9 protein-coding genes are annotated in these 15,774 nt (G+C 73.8%); 4 read left to right on the top strand and 5 right to left on the bottom strand.

The window, feature by feature from the left end; all coding sequences use genetic code 11:
- Positions 1–4: 4 nt before the first annotated feature.
- On the top strand, positions 5–799 hold the full coding sequence (locus ACIBF7_RS19750; protein WP_219547797.1) for a thioesterase II family protein: 795 nt from the start codon (positions 5–7) through the stop codon (positions 797–799).
- Between the two features lie 230 nt (positions 800–1,029).
- The gene (locus tag ACIBF7_RS19745) at positions 1,030–1,863 is read left to right on the top strand and encodes a 4'-phosphopantetheinyl transferase family protein (protein WP_397197760.1); all 834 of its coding nucleotides are present in this window, start codon (positions 1,030–1,032) and stop codon (positions 1,861–1,863) included.
- Here the strand turns inward: ACIBF7_RS19745 and ACIBF7_RS19740 are convergent.
- The 5 genes from ACIBF7_RS19740 to ACIBF7_RS19720 are packed head-to-tail and all read right to left on the bottom strand — an operon-like array spanning position 1,826 to position 13,155.
- Positions 1,826–2,983, bottom strand: coding sequence for an acyl-CoA dehydrogenase family protein (locus tag ACIBF7_RS19740; protein ID WP_397197759.1), 1,158 nt, complete (start codon positions 2,981–2,983; stop codon positions 1,826–1,828). The two genes, ACIBF7_RS19745 and ACIBF7_RS19740, sit on opposite strands and share 38 nt — an antisense overlap.
- A 7-nt stretch (positions 2,984–2,990) precedes the next feature.
- A complete protein-coding gene (locus ACIBF7_RS19735; protein ID WP_397197758.1) occupies positions 2,991–6,842 on the bottom strand; it encodes an SDR family NAD(P)-dependent oxidoreductase in 3,852 nt (1,283 codons plus the stop codon).
- Entirely contained in the window at positions 6,839–11,539 is a 4,701-nt protein-coding gene (locus ACIBF7_RS19730) for an SDR family NAD(P)-dependent oxidoreductase (RefSeq protein ID WP_397197757.1), read from the bottom strand. Before ACIBF7_RS19730 ends, ACIBF7_RS19735 begins: the two co-directional genes overlap by 4 nt.
- A gap of 43 nt (positions 11,540–11,582) precedes the next feature.
- Positions 11,583–12,368, bottom strand: coding sequence for an ABC transporter permease (locus ACIBF7_RS19725; RefSeq protein ID WP_219547802.1), 786 nt, complete (start codon positions 12,366–12,368; stop codon positions 11,583–11,585).
- On the bottom strand, positions 12,358–13,155 hold the full coding sequence (locus ACIBF7_RS19720; RefSeq protein ID WP_261808843.1) for an ABC transporter ATP-binding protein: 798 nt from the start codon (positions 13,153–13,155) through the stop codon (positions 12,358–12,360). Before ACIBF7_RS19720 ends, ACIBF7_RS19725 begins: the two co-directional genes overlap by 11 nt.
- A 220-nt stretch (positions 13,156–13,375) precedes the next feature.
- On the opposite strand from ACIBF7_RS19720, the gene ACIBF7_RS19715 reads away from it, so the two are divergent.
- Both ACIBF7_RS19715 and ACIBF7_RS19710 read left to right on the top strand, forming a co-directional pair.
- On the top strand, positions 13,376–14,113 hold the full coding sequence (locus ACIBF7_RS19715) for a phosphotransferase (protein ID WP_148030059.1): 738 nt from the start codon (positions 13,376–13,378) through the stop codon (positions 14,111–14,113).
- Positions 14,114–14,181: 68 nt separating this feature from the next.
- Positions 14,182–15,372 carry an acyltransferase family protein gene (locus ACIBF7_RS19710; protein ID WP_397197756.1) on the top strand — a complete coding sequence of 397 codons (1,191 nt, stop codon included), beginning with the start codon at positions 14,182–14,184 and terminating at the stop codon, positions 15,370–15,372.
- Positions 15,373–15,774: the final 402 nt, after the last annotated feature.

Genomic DNA, 15,774 nt, shown 5'->3' with positions numbered 1-15,774 from the left:
CGAGATGACCGTCTATGACGAGACGACCGACGGCCTGCTGACCAGTTGGCTGCCGTTCCGCGCCCTGACCGGCGCGGAGCCCGGCGCGCTGCCGCTCTACTGCCTGCCGCACGCGGGCGGCTCGGCGTCGGCGTTCCGGCTGTGGCAGCGCGAGCTGCCGGGGATCGCGGTCCAGCCGGTGCAGCCGCCCGGACGGGAGAGCCGGCACAAGGAGCCGCCCTACCTGCGGATGGAGCCGCTGGTCTCCGACCTGGCCGACGCGGTGCTCGCCGACGTCGACCTGTCGGCGGCGGGCCACAGGTACGCCCTGTACGGGCACAGCCTGGGCGCCATCGTGGCCTTCGAACTGGTCAGGGAGATCAGGCGGCGCGGCGGTCCGCAGCCCGTGCACCTGTTCGTCTCCGGCTCCGACGCCCCGCACGTCACCTACGAGGGCGGGCCGCCGGTGCGCGAGATGACCAGGGCGCAGGTGGTCGCGCTGCTGCGCAAGCTGGGCGGCACGCCGGAGTGGCTGCTGGCCGACCCGGGGGCGCTGGAGATGATCCTGCCCGCCGTGCAGGCCGACTTCACCGTCAAGGAGACCTACCGCTACACGGACGAACCGCCGCTGGCCGTGCCCATCACGGCGATGCCGAGCGGCGCCGACCCGCGGGTCGCGCCGGCGAAGGTGGCGGCCTGGCGGGACCAGACCGCGGACGAGTTCGCCCTGCACCCCTTCGACGGCGGCCACTTCGCGGTCTTCGAACAGGCGGCCCGCACCCGCGGCATCGTGGCGGAGGCACTGCGACCGTGGGTGTGAAGGCGCACCGGGTCGGTCCGGATGGAGGCGCTGCGGCCGTGGGTGCCACGGCTTGGCAGGCCGGTTCGGACGGAGGCGTCGCGGCGGTGGGTGCCACGGCTTGGCGGGCCGGTCCGGACGGAGGCGGCGCGGCCGCGGGCGCGCGGGTCCGGCGGGTCGGTTCGGATGGAGGCGCTGCGGCCGTGGGTTCCACGGCTTGGCAGGCCAGTCTGGACGGAGGCGCTGCGGCCGTGGGTGCCACGGCTTGGCAGGTCGGCCCGGACGGAGGTGTCGCGGCCGGTGGTGCTCGGGTCTGGCAGGCCGGTTCGGGCGGAGATGGCGCGGTGGGCGCGCGGGTCTGGCGGGTCAACGTGGACCGTCCGGAGCGGCCGGGATGGTGGCACTGCCTGTCCGCCGCCGAGCGTGAGAAGGCCGCGGCGCTGGCCGAGCCGCTCGCGCGGCGGCGGTACGTGGCCGCGCACGCGGCCCTGCGCGCGGTCCTCGGCGAGCTGTGCGGCGTGCCCGCCGCACAGCTCGCCTTCGGCACCGACGCGTCGGGCCGCCCGTGCCTGCGGAGCTCGGGGGGAGGGTCCGACTTCAACCTGGAGGGGTGGGGGGAAGGGTCCGACTTCAACCTGTCCCACTCCGGGGAAGTGCCGGACTTCAATCTGTCCCACTCCGGGGAGTGGGCGCTGATCGCGGTGGCGGCGCCGGGCGGCAGGGTGGGGGTCGACGTGGAGCGCGTCCGGGACGACTTCGACCATCTGGAGATGGCGCGGCGGATGTACCAGCCCGAGGAGGCCGCCCAGGTGTGCGCGGCCGGGCCCGGCGCGAGCCTGGCGGAGTACTTCCGGCTGTGGACGGCCAAGGAGGCGTACGTCAAGGCGAGCGGGGCCGGGCTGGCCGGGCTGCGCGACGTCCTCGTGCGCCCGGAAGCCGGCACGTGCGCCGAGAGCCGGGGAGGGAGCGCGCTCTCGCGTTCCCTCCCCGGCTCCCAGGTTCCCGTCCGCTGGCTGGACGTCGCTCCCGGCTACGCCGCGGCGCTGGTCACGACCGCTTCGACACCGGCACCACGTACCGGCTGAAGACCAGGTCGCGCAGCACGTCGTCGCCGCCCTCCACGATCGAGACGTACCTCATGTCGCGCAGCAGTTTGCCGATCACCGCTTCGTGGGTGTAGCCGAGGCCGCCGAACATCTCCGACGCCGCCGAGGCGATCTGCCAGCCGGTCTGGCCGCAGAACATCTTCGTGGTGAGCGCCGACTTCAGCGTGCCCACCCGCATGAGCTCCTCGCCGGCGTCGGGCCGGGCCGCGATGGCGTCGTAGGCGCGGGCCGCGGCCAGGCACTGGTTGGTCATGACCTCGATCTGCATCTCGAACTGGCCGAGCCGGCCGGCGAACACCGCGTTCGCCGTCAGCGGGGCGCCCTTCACCGACTTGGACTTGCCGTACTCCATGCACACGTCGCGGATGCGGCGGGCGATGCCCAGCGCGGTCGTGGCGATCAGGATGCGGCTGGCGTTCAGGCCGATCTCCAGCAGGCGCAGCCCATTCCCGCGCAGGACGTTGCCCGCCGGGACCCGGACGCCGGACAGCGACACCTGGTAGGTCGCCGAGGAGCGCAGCCCGATCACGTCCCAGCGCTTCTCCACGGTCACGCCGGGCGCGTCGCCCGGCACCAGCACCGCCAGGTAACCGGACGGGTCGTCGGCGGCGCGGGCGATCACCACGAGGAACCGCGCGAAGGCGGTGTTGGTGGAGAACGCCTTCTGGCCGTCCAGCACCACGGTGTCGCCCTCGCGCCGCGCGGTCGTGCCGATCCTGGCCAGCTCGCTGCCGGCCGCGTGCTCGCTGCCCAGCGTGGCGGCGAAGCCGCCGCCGGCCAGCCCGCCGAGGTGTTCCTTGCGCAGCTCCTCGCTGCCGTACCACTGCACCATGCTCGTCGTGAGCACCGGGATGAACAGGGTGAACGCCACCCCGGCGTCGGCGTAGGCCAGCTCGGAGGTGATCCTGACGCTCTCCTCCAGGCCGAGGCCGAGCCCGCCGTACTCCTCGGGCAGCCACCAGCCGGCCAGCCCGGTGCCGCCGAACCGCTCGTACAGCGGCAGCGGCGCCTCGGCCAGCGAGTCGAGGTAGGCGTCCTTGCCGGTCAGCTCCCGCCGTACGAAGCCCTGCAGGGCCCGGAGGTGGTCGGGACGGTTCATCGCCTGGTCACTCCTCTTCGTCGCGGGCGTCGAGCAGCTCGGCCAGCTGCCGCACGGTCGGGCACTCCAGGAGCCCGGTCACCGGCACCGACGCGTTGAGCGTCTTGCGGATGCGGGTCGTCAGCTCGATCGCCAGCAGGGAGTGCCCGCCCAGCTCGAAGAAGTTGTCCAGGGCCCCGATCGGCTCGATGGCGAGCACCCGCGACCAGATCTCGGCGAGTGTGGCCTCGGTGCCCTCCTGCGGCTCGACGTAGGGGTTGTTCAGCTCGGGGCGCGGGTGGCGCTCCTGGTCGTCGAGGTCCTCGCCGGCCTCGTGGATGTCGCCGGTGACCCACTGCGCGATCCTGCTGTCCAGCGAGCCGGTGGAGATGACCAGGTGCCCGACGCGGTCGGCGGCCGACAGCGCCCGTTCGAAGACGTCCACGCCCTCGGCGGGGGCCATCGCGAAGTCGATGACCGCGCCGCTGTGCCCCTCGACCCGGTCGGGGTCGATGTTCCAGGTGTCCCAGTCGACCGTGACCCACCGCGCCCCGCCCGCGGTGCGGGTGGCGCGGACGTACGCGTCCAGCGCGGCGTTGGCGGCCGCGTACGGCGCGAGCGTCATCCCGCCGAGCACCGCCGCGATCGACGACAGCGTGATCCGGCGGTCCTGGCAGTGGTCGCCGAGCACCTTCTGCAGCACGTGGAACCCGTTCACCTTGGCGGCCAGGTGGGCGTCGCACTGCCGCCGGTCCATGAGGTGGGCGAAGTTGAAGTACGCCCCGTCCTGCACGCCCGCGCCGTGCACCACCACGTCGATGCCGCCGAAACGCTCGACGGCCCGCTCGACGACGGCCCGCATCGCGTCCTCGTCGGCCACGTCGGCCGAGACGGCGAGCACGGTGGCGCCGCGTTCCTCCAGGTCCCTGATGTTGCGGATGTGCCGGGCCGTCCGGTCGCCCGGTGGCGCCGAGGCCAGGTGGTCGTCCCAACCCTCCCTGGGCGGCAGTTCGCTGCGGGCGGTGAGGACCAGGCGGCAGCCGTACGCGCTCGCCAGGTGCCGGGACAGGACCAGGCCGACGTCGCCGAGGCCGCCGGTGATGAGCACCGTGTCGCCGTCGCGGAACGGCCGCCGGTCCGGCTCGGGCGCCTCGATCGGGTACTGCTCGTAGTGCCGCACCCAGGTGTCGTCGCCGCGGATCGCGACCGGTCCCTCGTACGGGCAGACCGCCGCGGCCAGGATGCGGACCGCGGCCGCCGCGGGGTCGAGGCCGCCGCCCACGTCCACGGCGCGGCAGCGCAGCCGGGGGTTCTCCTGGGCGAGGCTGGGCGCGAGCGCCCCCAGCGTGGCGTGCTCGGGGTGGCGCAGGTCGGCCCCGGCCACGCTCACCGCCTCGGGGGTCAGCAGGACCAGCTCGGCGCGGGGGGCCGAGCCGGTGTTGTCGATCAGCTCCCTGGCCAGCGCCAGCGCCGAGGAGAAGCCGCGCCGCTGCTCGGCGGCGAAGTGCGCCACCGGGTCGTCGTCCGGTCCCGCCTCCTCGGCGGCCAGGCTGAACCCGTGCACGATCGCGCGCGGGGCGGCCACCAGCGAGTACATCAGCTCGGCGATGTCGTCGGCGGTGCCGATCCTGACCGCGAAGTCGCCGGCGTCGTCCTGCTCGAACCGGTCGCCAGGACGCACCGTCGTCACCTCGGCCCCGGCCTCGACCAGCCGTCCGACCAGCGCCTCGCCGTGCGGGTCGGCCGCGAACACCAGCCACGGGCCCGCCTCGCGCAGCCTCTCGTCCAGGCCCGCGACGGACAGCGGCCGCTGCCGCCAGCCGGGCAGGTACGTCCACCGCGCCCTGTCGAATGTCTTCCCGGTGCCCACCTGGGCCTGCGCCTGGTCCTTCGGCGGGTTCACCCAGTACCGGCGGCGCTGGAACGGATAGGTCGGCAGCTCGACCCGCCGCCCGGCCCCGCCGTGCAGCTTGACCCAGTCGACGGCGGCACCGGCCTGCCAGAGCCGCGCCACGGCGCCGAGCACCCACCCGGCCGCGCCGGCCCCGTCACCGGCCCTGTAGCCCGCCCCGTCACCGTCCGCCCGGTCGCCGGGCGCGACGGTGACCGTCTCGGTGGCGTCCTCGTCGTCGGTCACGTTCACGCCGATCCCGCGCAGCCCTTCGGCCAGCGCGGCCAGCGCCGCCTCGCGTCCCGGCTCGCGCGGCCCGCCCTGGGGGGAGCCGGGGCGCAGCACCGCGCCGGCCGCCGCGTGCAGCTCGGCCCACCACTCCTCCGGTACGCCGGAGTCCGGCGCGACCAGCCGCACCCGGGGGTTGCGCCGCTGGGTCTTGCCGTCGATCCAGCGCTCCGGGTCGCCGAGCGCGGCGACGGCGTCCTCACGATCCCGGCACACCACGGCGCGCCGCCGCGCGAAGCCGCCGCGCGAGACCTGGAGCGTGAACGCCACGTCCGCGAGGTCCTCGCCGTCACCGGAGCCGAGGTGGTCGCGGAGCCGCTCGGTGAGCGCGGTCAGCGCGCCGTCGTCGGCGGCGGAGAACACCAGCAGGTGAGGGCCCGGCCGGGGAGGCCGCGCCGGCCGGAGCGGCGCCTGCTCCAGCACCACGTGCGCGTTGGTGCCGCCGAGCCCGAACGAGCTGACCCCGGCGCGGCGCGGGTGCGGGCCCGCGGGCCAGGGCCGGTGCTCCTTCAGTACGGTGAAGCGGTCGTGCGCGGTGGCCAGCGCCGGGTTCGGCGTCTCGTAGCCGGGGGTGCCGGGCAGCAGCTCGTGCTTGAGACTGAGCGCCGCCCGCATCAGCCCGGTGACGCCGGAGGCGCGGTCCAGGTGACCCAGGCTCGGCTTGACCGACCCCAGCACGCACGGCGTCTCGCCGGCCTGGGTGAACACCCGGTTCATCGCCGCCAGCTCGATGGAGTCGCCCAGCATGGTGCCCGTCGCGTGGCACTCGACGTAGCCGACGGTCTCGGGCTTGACCCCGGCCACGCCCAGCGCCGACTCGATCACCTCGGCCTGCCCGTCCACGCCGGGCGCCGTGTAGCCGGCCCGCAGCCGGCCGTCGTTGTTGGACGCCGAGCCGAGGATCACCGCGTGGATGACGTCGCCGTCCGCGAGCGCGTCGGACATGCGCTTGAGCGCGACCGCGCCCGCGCCGCTGCCCATCACGGTGCCGCTCGCCTCGGCGTCGAAGCTGCGCACCCGCCCGTCGGGCGACATGATGCCGCCCTGCTCGTACAGATAGCCGGACGGCTGGGGGAGCGGCGTGAACGCGCCGCCCGCCACCGCGACGTCGCACTCGTACGTCAGCAGGCTCTGGCAGGCCAGGTGCACCGAGACCAGCGAGGTGGAGCAGAACGTCTGCACCGACACGGCCGGCCCGCGCAGGCCCAGCTTGTAGGAGACCAGCGAGGCCAGCGAGTCGCGCTCGTTGCCGATCGCCGCCAGCAGCGCCCCGCCCGGCTGGGCGGACAGGTGGCGGATGTTCTGCACGATGTAGTCGGGGAAGCCGCAGCCGCCGAACACCGCGACCTGTCCGGGCACGTCGGTGGGGCAGTAGCCCGCGCTCTCCAGGGCCTCCCACGAGCACTCCAGGAACAACCGGTGCTGCGGGTCCATCATCTCGGCCTCGCGCGGGTTCACCCCGAAGACGGTGGCGTCGAAGGTGTCCAGGCCCTCCAGCGGGCCGCCGACGCGGACGTAGCGCGGGTCGGCCAGCATCCCCGGCTCGACCCCGGCGTCCCGCAGCTCCTCGTCGGTGATCGTACGCAGGCCCTTGACTCCGGCGAGCAGGTTGCGCCACAGGCCGGCGACGTCCGCGGCGCCGGGGAAGCGGCCGGACATGCCGATCAGCGCGACCGCGGAGTCGTAGTCGGTTTCAGTCATGAGGTCCTTCCGCTCCTGAGCATGTTGCGTCGCTGGGCGATGCGGGATCGCTGCTGTTCACGCTCCTCCGCCGGCGGTTCTCCGGACTCCTGGCCCGCGCGGGCCGCCTCGGCGAGCGAGGCGATGGTGGGCGCCTGGTAGAGGATGTGCGGAGGCAGGTACGACAGCTCCAGCGCCCGCCTGACCTCGGCGATGATCTCCATCCCGAGCAGCGAGTTGCCGCCCAGCTCGAAGAAGTTGTCGTGCACGCCGACCTGCTCCAGGCCGAGCGCCTCGGACCAGACACCGGCGATGGTCTCCTCGGTGGGCGACTGCGGCTCCACGTACGCCGTCGACAGGTCGGGTCTGGGGTGCCGCCCGAAGGCGTCCCTGATCTTCTTGACCGTCGCCTGGTGGCTCTCGATGGACGACTTGCGGCTCATCGCCACCATGGGGGCGAAGTCCTGCGTGGAGGCCACCACGTGCCGTTCGCCGCTGGCCAGCACCCGCAGCAGCGTCTGCCAGCCCTGGTCGAAGGTGAGGCCGAAGTTCTCGCGGTACCACTCGAAGTACTGCTTGGAGCCCTCGTCGTAGTTGTCCAGGCCGTCGGTCCAGCCGTTCCAGGTCCACTCGCACCAGTCGATCGAGGTGACCGCCACGCCGGGCAGGGTCCCGGCCAGGGCGAAGGAGTCCAGGAAGGCGTTGGCCGCGCAGTAGTCCACCTGGCCGGCGCCGCCGCCGGTGGCCGAGGTGGTGGAGGAGAACAGCGCCAGGAAGTCCACCGGCACCTCGCGCAGCACCCGCGCCAGGGCGAGGGTGCCGCCGACCTTGGGTGCCAGCACCCGCTCCATGTCGGCGACGGTCTTGAACTGCATCAGCCCGACCGCCGGCACCCCGGCGCAGTGCAGCACGCCGTTCAGCTCGCCGAACCGCTCGATCGCGGCGCCGACCGCGCGGCGCACGTCCTCGACCTTGGACACGTCGCCGGCGGCGGTGAGCACCTCGACGCCGGACGCCTCCAGCCGGCGCAGGCCCTCCAGCCGCCTGCGGACCTCGCCCGCGGTGCTCTCCGCGCTCAGGATGGCGTCCCACTGCTCGCGTGGCGGCACCGGCGTGCGGCCGAGCAGCACCAGCCGCGCCTGGTACTGCTCGGCCAGCCGTTCGGCCATCGCCAGCCCGATGCCGCCGAGACCGCCGGTCACCAGGTAGACGCCGCCGCGCCGGACGCTCGCCGCCGGGGCGGCCGCCTCGATCACCGAGGCGTCCAGCGCCTCGTAGTCGGGGATCCAGCGGTGGCCGCCGCGCAGCGCGACGACCTGGTCCTCGGGCTCGGCCCGCAGTTCGGCCAGCAGAGCGGCGCCGCCGCCGGCGTCGAGGTCGATCAGCCGGGTCCGCACCCTCGGGTACTCCACCGGGATCAGCCGGGTCGGGCCGAGCAGGGTGCCGCGCTCGGCGTGCACCGCCTCGCCCGCGTGCACCCGGTGGCTGCCCGCCGTGACGATGTCCAGCGACCATCCGGGCAGGCCGAGGTCACCGGCCGCGCGGGCCAGCGCCACCAGCGTGTACAGGCCGCGCCGCAGGCACTCCTCGGTCGGCGGGTCCTCGGGGCGCGGCGCGGCGTCGTCCGCCGTCCACAGGTGCACGACCCGCTCGGGGAACCAGTCGCGGCCCGCCAGCTCGCGCAGCGCCGTCAGGGTGTCGTCCGGTGAGCCGGGGCGCAGCCGGAAGCCGTCGGGGCCGCTCTCGTAGCGCTCGCCCGGCCGCACCAGCACGACCTCGCGGCCCTGCGCCGCCAGGTGGGCCAGCAGCGGCGCGGCCAGCGTGTCGGCGAACCCCGCGTCGGTGTAGACCAGCCAGCGGGCGGCCTCCTCGGCGCGGGCCGGCCGCGTCGTGGTCTGCCGCCAGGTGGGCAGGTGGATCCAGCGGGTGTCGGGCAGCCTCGGGTACGCCTTGGCGATGCTCGTCGGATCGCTCTCGTCGAACGCGGGAGTCCCGCTCGCCAGCGCGCTCTCGTCGATGTCGAGCCAGTACTCCTGGTGCTCGAACGGGTAGGTCGGCAGCGGCACCCGGCCGGGCGACCAGCCCGCGTCGTCGTGCAGCGCGGCCCAGTCGACGGGCACGCCGGTCAGCCAGAGCTTGCCGACGGCGGTGGCCAGCGCCGCGCCGGCGTCCTGCGGGTCGTTGGCGGCCGGCAGGGTGGTCACGATCAGCGGCCACTGGGCGCGGTCGCAGCCGGGGTGGCCGCGCGTCAGCGCGCCCAGCGACTGCCCGGGGCCGATCTCGGCGAGCGCCAGGTCGGCGCCGAGCACGTGGCCGAGCCCCTGGCCGAACTCGACCGTCTCGCACATGTGCCTGGCCCAGTAGCCGGGGTCGCCCACCAGCTCCGCGGTGGCGAGCTCGCCGGTGACGTTGCTGACGTAGGGCAGCTCGGGCGCGCGCAGCGTCACGTTCTCCTTGATCCAGGCGGTCAGCTCCTCGGCGAGCGGAGCCAGCATCCGGGAGTGGTACGCGTGCGTGGTCTCCAGCCTGCGGTGGCCGATCCGCGCCTCCAGCAGCAGCGCGGCCGCCGCCTCCACGGTCTCGGCCGGGCCCGCGAGCACCACCTGCGAGCCGGTGCGCACCGCCACGTCCAGGTCGCGCATGATCGGCTCGCCCAGCACGACGCGCAGCCGGCGCTCGTCCGCGGAGATCGCGAGCATCGCGCCCTCGGGCTGCGAGGCGATCAGCCTGGCCCGGTGGGCGACCAGCCGCACCGCGTCGGGCAGGGACATGACACCCGCCAGGCAGGCGGCGACGTACTCGCCGAGGCTGTAGCCGATCATGATCTCCGGCGTCAGCCCCCAGCGGATCAGCTGCCGCGCCAGCGCGTACTCCGCGACGAAGATGGCCGGCTGGACCAGATGGGCGTCCGTCGTGGACGCCGGCGCGGGAGCGGCCCTGCCCAGCAGCCCGGCCAGGTCGCCGGCCGCCCGGTCGCGCTCCGCGGGCACGAACACGTCGGACAGTTGCGCGGCCTCGGTGAACCCGAGCACGGCCAGGCACTCGTCCACGTCGGCGCGGAAGGCGGGCTCCTCGGCGTACAGGGAGGCCACCATGCCGGGGTACTGCTCGCCCACCCCGGCGATCAGGAAGCCCACCTTCCTGCCCGTCGTCGCGTCGTTGCGTCCCAGCGGCCCGGCCGGGTCGGCGAGCCGCCCGGCGGCCTCGCCGGTGGAGCCGGCGACCACGAACCGGCGGTGGTTGAAGACCTTGCGGCCGACCTGCAGCGTGTACGCGACGTCGCCGAGGTCGTCCGGCGCGTCCGCCAGCCGCCCGGCGAGCCTGGCGCACGCCTGCTCGGCGGCGGCGGCGGACCGCGCCGACAGCGGCAGGATCTGCCAGCGGCGCGACCGGGTGGTGCGCTCGGCGGGCAGGGGCGCCTCGGTGACGATGGCGTGCGCGTTGGTGCCGCCCATGCCGAGCGAGCTGATGCCGGCGATGCGCGGCCGGTCGGGGGTGCGCCGCCAGGGCGTGGTGCCGGCGGTGACCCGGAACGGGCTGTCGCCGAAGTCGATCTCGGGGTTCGGGGAGCGGTAGTGCAGGGTGCCGGGGATCAGCTCGTTCCGCAGCGACTGGACGACCTTGATCAGGCCGGTCACGCCGGACGCCCTGTCGAGGTGGCCGACGTTGGGCTTGATCGAGCCGAGCACGCAGTACTGCTTCTCCTTCGTCGGCCCGAAGGCCCTGGTCAGCGCCGCGACCTCCATGGGGTCGCCGACCTCGGTCGCGGTGCCGTGCGCCTCGACGTAGGAGATGTCGGACGGGTCCACGCCCGCCTTGGCGAGGGCGGCGGAGACGCAGCGGCGCTGGCCGTCGATGCTGGGCGCCAGGTAGCTGAACTTCATGGCGCCGTCGTTGTTGATGGCCGAGGCGCGGATCACGGCGAGCACGGTGTCGCGGTCGGCCACCGCGTCCGACAGCCGCTTCAGCGCCACGACCGCCGCTCCGTCGCCGAACATGCTGCCCCGGCCCTCGGCGTCGAAGGTCCGCACGTGCCCGTCGGGCGACTCCTGCCCGCCTTCCTCCCACAGGTAGCCGGTGCGGTCGGGGATGCGCACGGACACGCCCCCGGCCAGCGCCATGTCGCACTCGCCGCGGCGCAGGCTCTCGCTCGCCAGGTGCACCGCCACCAGGGACGTGGAGCAGAACGTCTGCACGGTGACGCTCGGCCCGCCGAGGTCCAGCCGGAAGGAGACGTTCGTGGCCAGCGAGTCCTTGTCGTTGCCGATCATCAGGGCGGAGGTGTCGATGCCCATCGCGAAGGCCCGCAGGCGGGTGAGCAGGTAGCCGCTGATGTTCATGCCGGCGAAGACGCCCACGGTGCCGCGGCCCTCGGGGGCGGCGTAGCCCGCCGACTCCAGCGCCTCCCACACGCATTCCAGGAAGATGCGCTGCTGCGGGTCGGCCAGGGTCGCCTCGCGCGGGTTGTAGCCGAAGAACCCGGCGTCGAAGCCACGCACGTCGTCGAGGACGGGCCGTAGCCGGACGTAGTTGGGTTGCTGGTAGACCGCGGCGTCGACCCCGGCGGCGGAGAGCTCCTCGTCGGTGAACCGGGTGAAGGACTCCACACCTGTGCTGATGTTGCGCCAGAACGTCTCGACGTCGGACGCGCCGGGGAAGCGGCCGGCCATGCCGACGATCGCCACGTCTCCCGCGCCCGGTGGTCGGTGCTCATCCATTCGACGTGCCCCTCTTCACTGAAGTCGCCATTGCTTACTCGCCTCAGATCAGCCCGCCGCGGCCCCAGCCGCGGGCCAGCCGCCGGGCCGCGAACGCGCCCGCCGCCAGGCCGATCGCCAGCAGGATCGCGGCGGACGGCAGCATGCCCGCCAGGTCGCCGCGCACCGCGGCCTGCATCAGGGTCAGCGCCCAGTAGCCGGGCGAGGCGGGCGCCACGAGCTGCGCCCACTCGGGCATCAGGCTCAGCGGCACCAGGGCGCCGCCCAGGGAGCTGAGCGTCAGCGCGCCCACGTCGCAGATCACGCTGAGCTCGCCGTGGCTGCGCACGATCGCGGCGAGCAGCGCGCCGAGCGCGAGCAGCGCGAAGGCCCAGATCAGGATCGCCGCCAGCACGTAGTGCGGCGCGCTGGGCACGGGCAGCCCGATGACCAGGCACCCGTACGTCAGCAGCAGCACCTGCTGCACCACCATGATCGCGAAGATCGGCAGGATCTTGCCCACCAGCAGCTCGGCGGCCGCGGCCCGGCTCACGCGCAGCCTGTCCCAGGTGCGCCAGGTGCGCTCGGACAGGATCGCGTTGCCGGCCAGCGAGATCGCGAACACCGAGAACATCACCATGAGTCCGGTGGACACCTGGGTGGCGCCCCCGTCGACCGCCCGCACGTACAGGGGCTTGAGCACCAGCATGAGGACCATCGGCATGACCACGTAGCTGATCGCCTGGCCCGGGTCGCGCAGCCGGATGATCGTGTTGTGCCTGGCCATCGCGGAGATCCGGTAGAGCGCGTCGAACGCGCCCGCCGGGCGCGGCACGCTGTCAACAAGCATCGTGGACCGCCAGGGATCTGTAGAGGTCGTCGAGGGACGGGTGGCGCACGTCGACCGAGCTGATCGGTCGGTCGAGGCGGCCGAGCAGCTCGATCAGCGTCGCCGTGGGCTCGGTGGTGGAGACGGAGATCTCCTCCTCGTCCTCCAGCGTCACCCGGACCTCGCCCGGCAGGTCCTTGGCCAGGTCCTCGTAAGTGCCCCTGGCGATGACCCGGCCGTTCTGCGCGACCGCGATCGTCGCCTGCAGCTCGGTCAGCTCGGGGAGGTAGTGGGTGGTGTAGACGACCGCCGCGCCCTCGCCCGCGCGCTGCTTGACCACGTCGAGCATCGCCTGCCGCGTCTCCAGGTCGGCGCCCGCGGTCGGCTCGTCGAGCAGCAGCAGGGCCGGCCGGTGCACGAGCGCGGTCGCGGCCTGGGTGCGCCGCTGCTGGCCGCCGGAGAGCTTCCCGGTCCGCCTGTCCATGATCTCCGAGAGCCGCAGGATGCCGGCGAGGTCGTCGATGGCCGCGCTCAGCGCCGCCGGCCTCAGCCCGGCGAGCCTGCCGAACAGCTCCAGGTGCTCGCGCACCGTGACGGAGGGATAGAGGGCGATGTGCTGGGGTGCGACGCCGACCTGGCCGCGCGTGGCGGACGGCGGTTTACCGTCAATGGTCACGTGACCGCTGTCGGGGCGGATCAAATCGGAGACGATTTCCACAAAGGTCGTCTTGCCCGCACCATTGTGCCCGACCAGTCCCACGATTTCACCGGCTGCCACATTCAGTGTGAATCCGTCGAGGGCTTGCACCGTGCCGTACCGCTTGACGAGATCGGTTACCACCAGCAATGTGTCACCTCCTCAGATGCCACACCATTAGGATTTGAATAATCCGATATACGCGATCGCCGGATGTTCCCTCTCACGATAGCCACGAACGCGGGCATGGCCGGTGGCAACAAGTTGCCGCAAAAAGCGGTCAACGGCCGTCGATTCCGGCCCGGCATCCTTACTGACTAATCTGACAAATATGCGTGTGGGCACCCTGATCGCATCCGGGCACGACTGCCTCGTCTTCGAGGCGGGCGCGGGCAAGGTCGTCAAGCGTTCCAGGCACGGACGCAGCCTGGAGCAGGAGGCGTCGATCATGCGCCACGCCCGCAGGAACGGGATCCCGACGCCCGAGGTCTTCGACGCCGACGGGCCCGACCTGCTGATGGAGCGCCTGGAGGGCCCGAGCCTGAGGGAGACGGCGCTGCGGCGCCCCGACCGTCTCGCGTCGTACGGCCGGCTCCTCGCCGAGCTGCTGCGCACGGTGGCGCGGGTGCGCGCGCCCGGCTGGCTCCAGGGCGCCGGGGGCTGCCCCGGCAACCGGCTGCTCCACCTGGACCTGCATCCCGCCAACGTCATCGTCACCGCCGCCGGGCCGCGCATCGTCGACTGGGCCAACGCCGCCAGGGGAGCGCCGGGCGCCGACGTCGCCTGCACCTGGCTCATCCTCGCCACCACCGCCGTGCCCGAGGCGCCGGTGCCGAACTGGCAGGAGATCATGCTCGGCGCGTTCCTGGACGCCGTCGACGTCGCCGCCGCGCGGCCGTACCTGCGCGTGACCGCCGCCCGATGGCGCGCGGACCGCGCCATCGAGCCGGCGGAACAGGCCGAGATCGACGCCTTCCTGTCCGGCGGGAAGCTCTGGGCCGAGGGAGGCAACAGGATGAACGAGCAGCCAGGGGCGCCCGCCCGCTACGAGAAGGTCCGGGGCACGTGATCGTGGAACCGCGCCCGGCCTCACCCGCCGACGGGGAGACTGTGCCCCCCGTGCCCCCCGTGCCCCCCGTGCCCCCCGCATCCCCCGCGCGCCGGAGCGAGCTCGACTCGATCCGGGTGCTGGTGGTCGTCGGGCTGGTGTTCTTCCACGCGGCGCTGGTCTTCGACGCCTCCGACGACTTCTACGTACGCAACGCCGAGACCACCGGGGCGTCCATCGTCGTCTCCGCCCTCGGCGTGGTGTGGGCGATGCCGATCCTCTTCCTCATCGCGGGCTTCGGCGCCTGGCACTCGCTGCGCCGCCGCGGTCCGGCGGGCTTCACCGCCGAGCGGCTGCTGCGGCTGGGCGTGCCGCTGGTCTTCGGCACGCTCACGATCGTGCCGGTGCCGCAGTGGCTGCGGCTGCGCGCCGATCCCGGCTACCACGAGTCCTACCTGGCCTTCCTGCCGCGCTTCTTCGAGGCCCGGTTCGACCTGGCCGAGTTCCCCTTCGTGCTGCAGGGCGAGCACTTCGAGACCGGGCACCTGTGGTTCATGCTGCTGCTGCTGGTGTTCGCCCTCATGCTCGCGGCCGTGGCGCGCTGGTTCCCCGCCGGCCGGGCCCGCGCGATCGGCGACCGGCTCGCCGCCGTCGCCGCCGGGCGTCGCGGCGCGCTGCTGGCGGCGGCGGTGCCGGTGTCGCTGCTCAGCGCGCTGGCCGGGCTGGAGCAGGAGTACGCCGGGTGGAGCCGCTGGGCGTACCTGCTGTTCTTCTGCTACGGCTTCGTGCTCGCGGCCGACGACCGCTTCCGCGCCGCGATCCGCCGCGACGCGCCGCTGGCCGCCGCCGTCGGCCTGGCGCTGCCCGTGGTCGGCCTGCCCATGTTCCTGCTCGCCGGCGGCGACCCCTTCACCGACCTGACCCCCATGGCCGCCGTCGCGCGTGCCATGTACGGCGCGGCGGGCTGGTGCCTGCTGGTCGGCATCCTCGGCCTGCTCGACCGCCGCGCCGCCGCCCGGCCCGCCGCCACGCGCCCGCGGGGCGGGGCCCGCCGCCGCGTCTACGCCTATCTGGCGGCGGGCGTGCTTCCTCTGTACGTGCTGCACCAGCCCATCGTGGTCGCGGTCGCGTACGGGGTGGTCAGGCTGGACGCGCCGATCGCCGTCAAGTATCCGCTGATCGTGGCCGCGTCCCTGGTCCTCACGGTCGCCGCCTACGACCTCCTGGTACGGCGCACCCGGGTCACCCGTTTCCTGTTCGGCATGCGCGACGGACGCTGACCCCGATCACCTTTTGTCGGGTGTTCACCTGACACGCCGGCATTCGCGCAGTCCGTAGGCTCTGCTGCGGTGCGGGGGTTGACGGCGGAGCGTGCCCGCCGGCCGAGAGACCGCCCGAACCGCTCAGCCGCTGAACGATTCGCGAGAGGTCCCGATGTCCACCCCATACCCGCCCTCCTACGGACAGGGCCCCGGTGCGCAGGGTATGCCCGGTGGGCCTCACGGACACCCCGGCGGTTTCCCGCCGGCCGGAGCAGGGGGACCGGGCGGCGGCCCCGGGGGACGGCACGCCGGGCCGGGAGGACCGGGCGGCGCGCCGGGGGGACGGCACGCCGGGCCGGGGGGATGGCACGGGGGACCGGCCGGGCCGGGCGGGGCCGGTGGGGGGTGGCGGCCTCCGCC

Source organism: Nonomuraea sp. NPDC050478 (genome assembly GCF_044458265.1).
In the GTDB taxonomy this organism is placed as follows: Bacteria; Actinomycetota; Actinomycetes; order Streptosporangiales; family Streptosporangiaceae; genus Nonomuraea; species Nonomuraea ferruginea.
This window is presented reverse-complemented; position numbering and strand designations above follow the sequence as displayed.

What these genes read in the sequence shown, in the direction of transcription:
- ACIBF7_RS19740 (WP_397197759.1), bottom strand. Translation starts at nt 2,983, where the DNA reads ATGAACCGTCCCGACCACCTCCGGGCCCTGCAGGGCTTCGTACGGCGG.
- ACIBF7_RS19715 (WP_148030059.1), top strand. Translation starts at nt 13,376, where the DNA reads ATGCGTGTGGGCACCCTGATCGCATCCGGGCACGACTGCCTCGTCTTC.
- ACIBF7_RS19750 (WP_219547797.1), top strand. Translation starts at nt 5, where the DNA reads ATGACCGTCTATGACGAGACGACCGACGGCCTGCTGACCAGTTGGCTG.
- ACIBF7_RS19725 (WP_219547802.1), bottom strand. Translation starts at nt 12,368, where the DNA reads ATGCTTGTTGACAGCGTGCCGCGCCCGGCGGGCGCGTTCGACGCGCTC.
- ACIBF7_RS19730 (WP_397197757.1), bottom strand. Translation starts at nt 11,539, where the DNA reads ATGGATGAGCACCGACCACCGGGCGCGGGAGACGTGGCGATCGTCGGC.
- ACIBF7_RS19735 (WP_397197758.1), bottom strand. Translation starts at nt 6,842, where the DNA reads ATGACTGAAACCGACTACGACTCCGCGGTCGCGCTGATCGGCATGTCC.